The sequence below is a fragment of the Acetobacter sp. AN02 genome, from assembly GCF_029759835.1.
In the GTDB taxonomy this organism is placed as follows: domain Bacteria; phylum Pseudomonadota; class Alphaproteobacteria; order Acetobacterales; family Acetobacteraceae; genus Acetobacter.
In genome coordinates this window covers 1-11,152 of record NZ_JAJJND010000081.1, presented here as the reverse complement: position 1 = coordinate 11,152, position 11,152 = coordinate 1, and the positions used below count along the sequence as shown (strand labels likewise).

The 11,152-nt window shown below is 61.1% G+C and carries 10 protein-coding genes; 6 read left to right on the top strand and 4 right to left on the bottom strand.

The features are described from left to right. The first annotated feature begins 449 nt into the window (after window positions 1-449). The 6 genes from LOC54_RS09475 (at window position 450) to LOC54_RS09450 (ending at window position 5,444) form a co-directional block, all read left to right on the top strand. The gene (locus LOC54_RS09475) at window positions 450-1,691 is read left to right on the top strand and encodes an argininosuccinate synthase (RefSeq protein WP_279313570.1); all 1,242 of its coding nucleotides are present in this window, start codon (window positions 450-452) and stop codon (window positions 1,689-1,691) included. Window positions 1,692-1,726: 35 nt separating this feature from the next. Further along, window positions 1,727-2,227: an FKBP-type peptidyl-prolyl cis-trans isomerase gene (locus LOC54_RS09470; RefSeq protein WP_279313569.1), complete on the top strand. Its 501-nt coding sequence runs from the start codon at window positions 1,727-1,729 to the stop codon at window positions 2,225-2,227. Between the two features lie 271 nt (window positions 2,228-2,498). Further along, on the top strand, window positions 2,499-3,011 hold the full coding sequence (locus tag LOC54_RS09465; RefSeq protein WP_279313568.1) for a c-type cytochrome: 513 nt from the start codon (window positions 2,499-2,501) through the stop codon (window positions 3,009-3,011). A 25-nt stretch (window positions 3,012-3,036) separates the two neighbouring features. Further along, window positions 3,037-3,885, top strand: coding sequence for a PhzF family phenazine biosynthesis protein (locus LOC54_RS09460; protein ID WP_279313567.1), 849 nt, complete (start codon window positions 3,037-3,039; stop codon window positions 3,883-3,885). Between the two features lie 45 nt (window positions 3,886-3,930). After that, complete coding sequence (gene trpS / locus LOC54_RS09455; protein ID WP_279313566.1) at window positions 3,931-4,923, top strand: tryptophan--tRNA ligase; 993 nt, start codon at window positions 3,931-3,933, stop codon at window positions 4,921-4,923. Window positions 4,924-4,928: 5 nt separating this feature from the next. Further along, on the top strand, window positions 4,929-5,444 hold the full coding sequence (locus tag LOC54_RS09450; protein WP_279313565.1) for a CinA family protein: 516 nt from the start codon (window positions 4,929-4,931) through the stop codon (window positions 5,442-5,444). Here the strand turns inward: LOC54_RS09450 and LOC54_RS09445 are convergent. The 4 genes from LOC54_RS09445 to LOC54_RS09430 all read right to left on the bottom strand — a co-directional run bounded on the left by LOC54_RS09445 (window position 5,429) and on the right by LOC54_RS09430 (window position 10,497). Next, window positions 5,429-6,772: an RsmB/NOP family class I SAM-dependent RNA methyltransferase gene (locus tag LOC54_RS09445; protein WP_279313564.1), complete on the bottom strand. Its 1,344-nt coding sequence runs from the start codon at window positions 6,770-6,772 to the stop codon at window positions 5,429-5,431. The genes LOC54_RS09450 and LOC54_RS09445 overlap by 16 nt on opposite strands. Window positions 6,773-6,779: 7 nt before the next feature. After that, window positions 6,780-8,264, bottom strand: coding sequence for an IMP dehydrogenase (gene guaB / locus LOC54_RS09440; protein ID WP_279313563.1), 1,485 nt, complete (start codon window positions 8,262-8,264; stop codon window positions 6,780-6,782). Between the two features lie 143 nt (window positions 8,265-8,407). After that, entirely contained in the window at window positions 8,408-9,358 is a 951-nt protein-coding gene (locus tag LOC54_RS09435) for a cation diffusion facilitator family transporter (protein WP_279313562.1), read from the bottom strand. After that, window positions 9,355-10,497: a cation diffusion facilitator family transporter gene (locus LOC54_RS09430; protein ID WP_408740331.1), complete on the bottom strand. Its 1,143-nt coding sequence runs from the start codon at window positions 10,495-10,497 to the stop codon at window positions 9,355-9,357. The genes LOC54_RS09435 and LOC54_RS09430 overlap by 4 nt, the downstream gene beginning before the upstream one ends. Between the last annotated feature and the right edge of the window lie 655 nt (window positions 10,498-11,152).

The following is an 11,152-nucleotide window of genomic DNA, read 5'->3' as shown; positions in this document are numbered from 1 at the left end:
GATTGCCCATTCCTCGTCCAAAAGCCCAATCCGCTCGCCCAACGATGCCTCCAAAAGGCAGCGTTGAATCAATCACAGACGTTACTGTCAACCTTTGTCCACGAAGCCTAATTTCTCACGAAAAGGATCAATTTCATCAGCAAATATAAATATATGAATATTCATCGGAATAATCTGATTTTGTATATCTGACACGGAAAATCTCCGGAATATCCGCTGACTGATCCGGGCTGAACGGTCTGGCGGCGCCACCCTTAAATGAAACCTGTCCTTAAACCTGGGACACTCGGACGAGTTTTATGGGTGTGCAGCTACACTCTGCAACAAAAAAACCAGGCGCCATAAATTCACCCTGACAAGTGAACCTCCTCTGGTCCCCCCGCCGCACCAATGCTAGGGCAGCAGCCGTAAAACACACCCCGCAGACACCGCAGCAAGGAGACCCCCGCATGGCCGCCCCCGACGAACGTAAAAAGGTCCGGAAAGTCGTTCTGGCCTATTCCGGCGGCCTCGACACCTCCGTCATCCTGCGCTGGCTGCAGAAGGAATACGGCTGCGAGGTCGTCACCTTCACCGCCGATCTCGGCCAGGGAGAGGAACTCGAACCCGCCCGCAAAAAGGCCGAGATGTTCGGCGTAAAGGACATCTTCGTCGAAGACCTGCGCGAAACCTTCGTCAAGGACTTCGTATTCCCGATGTTCCGCGCCAACACGCTCTACGAAGGCCAGTACCTGCTCGGCACCTCCATCGCCCGCCCGCTGATCGCACAGCGCCAGATCGAAATCGCGGAACAGGTCGGCGCAGACGCCGTAGCCCACGGCGCAACCGGAAAAGGCAACGACCAGGTCCGCTTCGAAATCGCCTACTATGCCCTGCGGCCGGACATCACCGTCATCGCCCCCTGGCGCGAATGGGACCTGACCTCCCGCACCCGCCTGCTGTCATTTGCCGAGGAAAACCAGATCCCCATCGCAAAGGACAAGCGCGGAGAAGCCCCGTTCTCGGTGGACGCCAACCTGCTGCACTCCTCCTCCGAAGGCAAAATCCTCGAAGACCCCGCCGTCGCTCCGGAGGAAATCGTCTTCCAGCGCACGATCTCCCCCGAAGCCGCACCGGATAAACCCACGGAAATCACGATCGACTTCGTCTCCGGAGACCCGGTCGCCATCAACGGAGAAACCCTCTCCCCGGCCACCCTGCTCACGAAGCTCAATGAACTCGGCAAAGCCAACGGAATCGGCCGCCTCGACCTCGTGGAAAACCGCTTCGTCGGCATGAAATCACGCGGCATCTACGAAACCCCGGGCGGCACGATCCTGCTCGCCGCCCACCGCGCCATCGAATCCATCACGCTGGACCGGGAGGCCATGCACCTCAAGGACAGCGTCATGCCGCGCTACGCCGAAATCATCTATAACGGCTTCTGGTTCTCCCCCGAGCGCCGGATGCTCCAGGCCCTGATCGATACATCACAGCATTCCGTCACAGGCCGCGTTCGCCTGAAACTCTATAAAGGGAATGTGATCTGCATCGGACGGGAAAGCCCGAACAGTCTGTATGATACACGCGTTGTCACCTTCGAGGACGATCAGGGCGCATACAACCAGCAGGACGCCCAGGGCTTCATCAGGCTGAACGCCCTGCGCCTGCGCCTCGGCGCACAGATCGGCCGGCGCGGCGGCGCTCTCTGAACCCCGTCCGCAAAAAACCCTGACAGAGAGGTGTCATGACCCGTTCGACCCGTATGCTCCGCCTGCTCCCCGCAGCCGCCTGTGCAGCCGCAACGCTCACGCTCTCAGCCTGCGCCGGCAAGCCTGAACTGACGCCGGAACAGCAGTTCCAGGAAGCCGTCGCACAGCCCGGCGTGCAGAAACTGCCCGACGGCCTGGCCTACAAGGTCCTCGCCTCCGGTCCCAAGGACGGACCCCAGCCCAGAAAGGGCGACATGATGATGCTGATCTATGAAGGTCGCCTGCCCGACGGCTCGATCTTCGACAGCTCGGACCAGCACGGAAACGGCGCCTATATGCAGATGCCGCTCGACGGCCTCGTCCAGGGCTGGATGGAAGGACTGCCCCTGATGCACGTCGGAGATACGTGGATGCTCTACGTCCCGGCAAAACTGGGATACGGCCACCGCGAACTCGGCGTGATCCCCAAGGACAGCCCGCTGATCTTCAAGGTCCAGCTCCTCGGCGTCTCGCCCGCCCCCGCAGAAGGCGGCTGATCCCGATCCGGCATGAGGCGGCCTCACAACCACCTCATGCCGCACACAACGTTATTTCTTCTTCCCGCCCGCAGACGGCGTCTGACCAGTCCCCTCGTCCAGAACCTTCCGGCACGCAGGAGAAATCTTCTTCCGGTTTCTCGTCAGACAGGCCGCAATCTTCGATTCATCAGGAATCGAAAACATACAGTACCTCATCGCATCCGCCCGACAGGCCCTGCTCTGCTCCTCACGCGTCGCAGCATGCGCCGACACCAGGAAAACCGACGCAATGCCAGGCAGCAAAACCCAACCCCTCAACACCATACCTCTCCCCGTACATAAACCGCACCGCCTCCGGCACGCAGCCCTCCTCCTGATCCCCCTGGCCCTCACAGCCTGCTCGGGAAAAAAGGACGGACACCACCTCTATGCGACCAACTGCGGAATCTGTCACCACGGCGGCGGCGGACAGAAAGGCGAAGTCCCGCCCCTCACCGGACGGCTGGGCATCATCGCCGCCACAAAGGAAGGACGGGCCTACCTCGCAGCCGTCCTGATGAACGGCCTCGGCGGACCCATCACCGCAAACGGAGAACCCTACTCCGCAGGAATGCCCCCCTTCCGCTACCTCGACGACGAAACCGTCGCGAAAATCCTGACCTGGCTCGCCGCACAGGACACACAGGGAACACCCCCCGTCATCACCCCGGCCGAAATCGCCAAAGCCCGCGCCCGCCCCGTATCCTCAGGAGACGTCGCCCTCATGCGGGAAAACCTGAACAGACAGCACCCGATCCCCTGACCGCCCCCGCCCGGAGCACACCCCCATGCCAGACTTCACATTCCACCAGGTCGACGTGTTCAGCAGCATCCGGCTGAAAGGAAATCCCCTGGCCGTCGTCTCCGGCGCAGACGATCTGAGCGAGACAGAGATGGCCGCATTCGCAAACTGGACCAGCCTGAGCGAGACAACCTTCCTGCTCAGACCCTCCGTTCCCGAAGCAGACTACCGCGTCCGTATCTTCACCCCCTTCCAGGAACTGCCCTTCGCCGGACACCCCACACTCGGATCAGCCTGGGTCTGGCGCGCCACAGGCGGACAGCCCGCACGCACGGACACCATCATCCAGGAATGCGGCGCAGGACTCGTCTCCGTCCGCCAGAACGGCACGCAGCTCGCCTTCATCGCCCCGCCCATGCTCCGCTCCGGACCCGTATCTCCCGAACTGCTCGCACAGACCCTCCAGGCCCTCGGCCTCAGCCCCGCACAGGTCACGGATTCCGCCTGGACAGATAACGGGCCCGGCTTCTTCTCCCTCCTGCTGGACAGCCGCAAGACACTCCTGAACATCCGGCCGGACTACGCACGCCTGGGAAATCTGAAAGTCGGACTCGTCGCCCCCTGCGAAAAAGAAGACAGCACGGACGCACAGTTCGAACTGCGCCTGTTCTTCTGCTCCGAAGGCAGAGGCTTTGAAGACCCGGTCACAGGCAGCCTGAACGCCGCCGTCGCAAAATGGCTTGCAGACAGCGGACGCGCCCCGGAAAAGACATGGACAGCCATACAGGGAACCGCCCTCGGCAGACAGGGCCGTATCAGCCTCACCCGCGAGGGAGACGACATCCTCGTCGGAGGCAGCGTCGTGCCCTGTATTTCCGGCACGGTCACCCTCTAAAACACCCCGCTTGACCACTCGCCCCAAACGCCGGAAAACACCTGCATGAAACGCGTCTTTTCCGGCATCCAGCCGTCCGGCATCCCCCACCTCGGCAACTATCTCGGAGCCATCCGCAACTGGGTGACCCTCCAGGAAGAACACGAGTGCATCTTCTGCCTCGTGGACCTGCACGCCATCACCGTCTGGCAGGACCCGAAAGAACTGCAGGAACACACCCTGCAGCAGACAGCCGTGCTGCTCGCCGCCGGAATCGATCCTCAGCGGCATATCCTGTTCAACCAGTCCGCCGTCTCCGCACACGCCCGGCTGGCCTGGATCTTCAACTGCGTCTCCCGCCTCGGCTGGCTCAACCGCATGACACAGTTCAAGGACAAGGCCGGAAAAAACCGCGAGAACCACTCCGCAGGCCTCTACGTCTATCCAAACCTGATGGCCGCAGACATCCTCACATACAAAGCCACCCTGGTCCCGGTCGGAGACGACCAGAAACAGCATATCGAACTCGCCAACGATATCGCCCAGAAATTCAACCACGACTACGGAACGGACTTCTTCCCGCAGATCGAACCCTTCACGCCGCCCGCCGCCCGCGTCATGAGCCTGCGTGACGGAACCAAGAAAATGTCCAAATCCGATCCCTCGGAACAGAGCCGGATCGACCTCACGGACGACGCAGACACCATCGCCCAGAAAGTCCGCCGCGCGAAAACCGATTCCGACCCACTGCCTTCAGAAACGGAAGGCCTGGCCGAACGCCCCGAAGCCCGCAATCTCGTGGGCCTCTACGCCGCCGTCAGCAGCACGCCCCCCGAACAGGTCCTCGCGGAATTCGGAGGCCAGGGCTTCGGAACCTTCAAATCCGCCCTGGCAGACCGCCTCAGCACCACGATCGGACCGATCGCCGATGAAACCCGCCGCCTGCTGGACGACAGATCCCACCTGCTCTCCGTCCTCCGCAACGGCGCGGACCGCGCCCGCGCCATCGCAGAACCGATCGTGACAGAAGCAGAACAGCTCGTCGGATTCCTCAGGTAACCCCGATGAGCGGCGATACACTCCTCTCCCCGGACCTCACCGCAGACATCACACAGGCCGCCGGACGGCTGCTCACCCGCGCCCGCGCCGCAGGCCTGCGGATCGTCACGGCGGAAAGCTGCACCGGCGGCCTGATCGCAGGCACACTGACACACCACGCAGGATCATCAGACGTCGTCTCAGGCGGCTTCGTGACCTATTCAAACGCCATGAAGCAGCACCTGCTGGGCGTCCGGACCATAACTCTGGAACATCACGGGGCCGTCAGCAGCGAAACCGTCGCGGAAATGGCCGCAGGCGCACTGCGCGCCGCACCGGACGCACAGATCGCTATCGCCGTCTCCGGCGTCGCAGGCCCGGGCGGCGGCACCGATGCAAAACCGGTCGGACTGGTCTGGTTCGGCCTCGCCACACCCTCCGGCGTGCACACGGAACACCGGATCTTCCCCGGAGACCGCACCCGCGTCCGCTCGGACACCGTGCGGCACGCCCTAGAGCTGCTGGATCAGGCGATCGCCTGATCCCCCGCAGAGGTCTCCGCATCCGGCACACTCTCCGGAGCAGCCGCAGTCACACGCTCCAGAACCGCCCCGAAAAACCCGTCCGTCCCGTCACGATACGGAGACAGTCGCACTGTCTCACGCCCCCGAAGCGCCTCGGGCACAAAAGCGGAATCCGCCCCGACCAGACGGAACGCCCCGTTCCGCTTCAGAAAAGCCGCGATCTGATCGCCGTTTTCCGCCTCCAGAACCGAACAGGTCGCATAAACCATCCGCCCGCCCGGCTTCACCAGAGCCGCCGCACGATCCAGAATCTCAGACTGCTTGACCGTCAGTTCACGCAGATCATCCCGCGTCAGACGCAGACGCGCATCCGGATTCCGGCGCCACGTCCCCGTCCCCGTGCAGGGCGCATCCACCAGAACACGGTCGAAACTCCCCGCCCGGCGCTTGGCCCACTTGTCCCCCGGCACCAGAAGATGCCGCTCGACATTATGAACCCCCGCCCGGCGCAGACGTTTCACAGCTCCCTCAAGCCGTGTCTCGGACACGTCACAGGCCACGATCTGCCCGCGATTGAGCATCGTCATCGCCAGACCAAGCGTCTTGCCCCCGGCCCCGGCACAGTAATCCAAAACCCGCATCCCCGGCTCCGCCCCGACCAGGGTCACAAGAACCTGACTGCCCTCATCCTGAATCTCGACCAGACCATCACGGAACGCACGGCTCGCCGTCACAGGCTGACGCCCCGGCAGACGCAGCCCCCAGGGAGACAGAGACGCCTCCTCAGCCCGCAGACCCTCCTGCGCCAGAGACCGCCGCGCCTCGTCCCGCGTCCCGGACAGCGTGTTCACACGCAGATCCAGAGACGCCTCCGTCCCGAGCGCCTCAAGCTCAGCCTCCGTCTCCGCCCCGAACCGCTCCTCCAGCAGAGGCAAAAGCCAGTCCGGAACCTCCAGACGCACGGCACGCGGCATCTCAGCTTCATCCGCCGCAGCCAGACGATCCAGCACGAACCGCTCGTCCCGCGTCAGAACACCCGGAGCAAACCGCCCCTCAACATAGGCCTGCGCCACCTCCCCGGCCGGACGCCCCTGCTCAATAAGCAGCGCCGCAACCAGAAGACGCGGCGTCACATCCCCGCCCGCCTGCGTCAGCCGCCAGCCAAGCCGCCGCCAGCGCCGCAGAACATCCCAGACAAGACCGGACACGGCCCGCCGGTCTCCGCCACCGATAAACCGGCGCTCCCGGAAAAAGGAATTGGCCACGGCATCCGCAGGACGACGCGGCGCATCCTCCATCGCCGTCAGAAGATCAATGGCTGCAGCCAGACGGGCAGAAGGTGTCATAAACCGATCAGTCCCGGCGATAGTTCGGAGCTTCACGCGTGATCGACACGTCATGAACGTGGCTCTCACGCAGACCTGCACCGGTAATCCGGCGGAACTTCGCCCGCGTCTGCAGATCGGAAAGCGTCGCGGAACCGGTATAGCCCATCCCGGCCTTCAGACCGCCGACAAGCTGATGAACCACAGCCCCCATCGCCCCCTTGTAAGGAACACGCCCCTCGATCCCCTCAGGCACCATCTTGTGCGTGTCCTTCACCTCCTGCTGGAAATAACGATCCGCAGAACCGCGCGACATAGCCCCCAGACTGCCCATCCCGCGATAGGATTTGTAAGACCGGCCGTCATAAAGGAACACCTCGCCCGGAGCCTCCTCCGTGCCCGCCAGAAGCGAACCGACCATCACGACATCCGCACCCGCACCGATCGCCTTGACGATGTCGCCCGACGTCCGGACACCCCCGTCGGCAATCGCCGGAACATCATACTCATGACACGCCGCAGCCGTCTCCAGAACAGCGGAAAACTGCGGAACACCAACACCCGCCACAACACGCGTCGTGCAGATCGAACCCGGACCGATGCCGATCTTCACACCATCCGCACCCACCTCGATCAGCGCCCGCGCAGCCTCCGGCGTCGCAACATTGCCCGCAATGATCTGAACATCGGGATGCATCTTCTTCAGACGCTCAACCGCCCCCAGAACACCGGCCGAATGACCATGCGCCGTATCAACCACAACCACATCAACACCCGCCGCAATCAGAAGCTGCGCACGGGACACGCCATCCTCGCCCACACCCGTCGCCGCCGCACAGCGCAGACGCCCCATGCCGTCCTTGATCGCCAGAGGATGCGTCACGGCCTTGTCCATATCCTTGACCGTAATCATGCCGATGCAGCGATCCTGCTCATCCACGACAAGCAGCTTCTCAATCCGGTGCCGGTGAAGAAGCTGCCGCGCCATAACCGCATCCGCACCATGACGGACCGTAATGAGATTGTCCTTCGTCATCAGATCGCTCACGCTCTGATCAGGATCCGTCGCAAAACGAACGTCACGATGCGTGACAATCCCCACCAGCTTCTGAGACCCGGACTCAACAACCGGCAGCCCGCTGATCCCGTGACGCGACATGATCGCCCGCACACCCGCCAGCGTCTCCTCAGGCGCAACCGTCACCGGATCAACAACCATCCCGGACTCAAAACGCTTCACACGCCGAACCTCCTCCGCCTGCTCCTCAGGCGTCAGGTTCTTGTGAATCACGCCAAGACCACCCTGCTGCGCCATGGCAATCGCCATCTGCGCCTCGGTCACGGTATCCATGGCCGCGGAAATCAGAGGAATGTTGAGATCAATCGTCCGCGTCAGCCGCGCCCTGGTGGACGCATGAGCCGGAAGGACATGAGAAGACGCCGGAACGACCAGAACGTCGTCAAAGGCCAGCGCTTCAGTAATCCGGTCGTAAAGTGATGCTTTAATTGCCATGGCGCGGAACCCCCTCAGATGCTGGTCACGGGGGTGCCCGGGCCTTCGGGCAGCAAGGCCCCCGGTCCCCGACCGTTGGCGGCTCCTCTTAGGGGGCATTCGGACTTTCTGCAACAGGAAAGCTGCACACAGCCTCCCCCCCCTCAGACCTCCGGAGAAATCAGAACCCCGCGCCGCAGAAGCTTGCTCTGAGGCTCAACATGAATGCTGATCAGAGCCTGACCCAGCGCCCGGCGGATGGCAGCCTCAATCCTGTCGCAGATCTCATGCGCCCGGCTGACACTCATATCCGCCGCAACAACCAGATGAAACTCCACAAACGTCACGGAACCGACAATCCGCACACGGATGTCATGCGCCTCCAGAGCCCCCGCTCCGCTCTCACGGATCACATGCTCCAGACGCGTCATCGTCTCGCTGCCCGGCGCCTCATCCATCAGACCCGAAACGGATTCGCGCAGCATCCCCCAGCCCACACGCACCACATTAAGCGCAATCAGAGCCGCAAGAACCGGATCCAGCCACAGCCAGCCCGTCAGCGGAATCAGACCCACACCAACCACCAGACCAACACCCGTCCAGACATCGGACAGAACATGCTGCCCGCCCGCAATCAGCGCCGGAGAACGCTGCGCCCGCCCGGCCCGGAGCAGAACAGCCCCCCAGACCAGATTGAGCAGCGTCGCAACCCCGTTGAACACAAGACCGGTCCAGGGAGACTCCAGAGGACGCGGATGCATCCAGCCCTCCCACGCCTCAGCCGCAATCGTCAGAGACGTGAACAGAACCAGAGCCGACTCAAGAATGGCAGAAAGATACTCCGCCTTATGATGCCCGTATGTGTGATTATGATCAGCCGGACGGCTCGCATAATGAATGGCCCACAAGCCCGCAACCGCCGCCGCAACGTTGATCAGCGTCTCAAGAGCATCAGACTTCAGCGCAACACTGCCCGTCTCCCGCCACGCCAGATATTTCAGCAGCAGAGCCAGAAGCGCCACCGCCAGACTGGCCTGCGCCAGCCGCAGCCTGATCCGCCGGTCACGCACATCACCCGCAAGGGAATTACCGAAACGATCCCCCCCTTCCGTCATACGGCAGCAAGCCCGTGCTCATGCCCCCCGGAATGATCATGCTCCCCGGCAGGATGCTCCAGCACACAGCCCGAACACGCAGCACGCTCGATCTGAAACGTCGTATGCCCGACCTTAAAACGCTCCCGCATCCGCGTCTGCGCCGCCGCAATCAGATCATCCTCCGTCCCCGGCAGAATCTCCTCGCGCAGAACCAGATGCGCCGTCAGAGCGGTCTCCGTCGTGCTGATCGACCAGACATGCAGATCATGCACCGCCCCCACCTCGGAAAGCGAAAGAAGCTCCGCCTCAACATCCGCAACATCAATCGACCGCGGAACCGCATCCAGAGCCATATCCAGAGACTCACGCAGCAAAGACCAGGTCGCGAAAACAATCAGACCGGAAATCAGCAGACTGACCAGAGGATCAAGACGAAACATCCCCGTCAGAAGAACAACACCACCCGTCACGACAACGCCCGCAGACGCCACCGCATCCGTCGCAAGATGCAGGAAAACCCCGCGCAGATTGAGATCATCCTTCTGACCGCGCGCAAACAGCAGAGCCGTGCCGCCATTCACAAGAATCCCGAGCGCCGCGACAATCATCACCGGACCACCCGCAACCGGACCCGGATCAGCCAGACGCAGAACCGCCTCCCACGCAATCGCCCCCGTCACCAGCATCAGTGCCAGAGCATTGCTCAGAGCCGCCAGAACCGAAGACCGCCGCAGCCCCCAGGTAAAACGACGCGACGGCGGACGACGGCTCAGGGAATTCGCCATCCAGGCCGCCCCGAGCGCCAGAACATCCGAAAGATTATGTCCCGCATCCGCCAGAAGCGCGAGAGAATGGGACAGCACCCCCCACACAACCTCGGCAATCAGATAAATCGCATTAAGCGCCATCCCCAGCGCAAACGCAGACCCGAAATTCGCCGGCGCATGATGGTGATGACCGAAACCATGCCCGTGGTCATGCCCGTCATGATCATCATGATCGTGCCGATGGCCGTGATCATGGGAATGACCACACGATTCCCCGTCCCCGTGATGATGATCCTGGCCCATATCCGTCACGGCTCCCGCAGCCGCCGGAAGACCACCTCCCGGCACAGCCTCCTTAAAACCACAAACCACACGCGGCATGAACCTCATTCTGAAACGCCGGTAAAATACTTCACCTGCAGACAGGATTTCGTCTGCAAGTTCACAGACCATAAATATTCGATTATTAAAAATAAAAATTTATAATAATTTACGGATATTCTGAGTCAGACGAAAATATAATACGAGGCATTGGAGCAGGAAGAGAAACACGGTTATTAAACGAAAATACCTTCCCTCGTGCGGAGATAATAATTTTATTACCGTCCCATTTTACGGACATATGATTATCACCAGACTCCACAATTGAAAATTTTTTTTCCAGAGAACCAAGAATATCTGCATCGTTTATCTTCGGAATCAGATAGAGCTGATAGACGAACGGTACGGTCGCACCTCCGGAATCATTCACAATAATATAAGACCATATATTCGCATTCAGCTGGGTTACCGATACCAGATTATTACGATCCTTAAATGACAAAGAAGGGAATAATAACTCAATACCACCAAGAAGAAGACAGATTAGAACAACCGCAGAAGAAATAAGAACAGAAATATAAACAAAAAATTTCTCAGCATCAATCCCATCCTGAGTTCTGTAAAATCATGTCCCGGTTTAATATGATCCTAGCAGCCTGTCGGGTTGGGGTACTCTGTGAAGTGGTGATGTTGTAAGGTGGTGAGATGAGCAGCTTCATCCCGT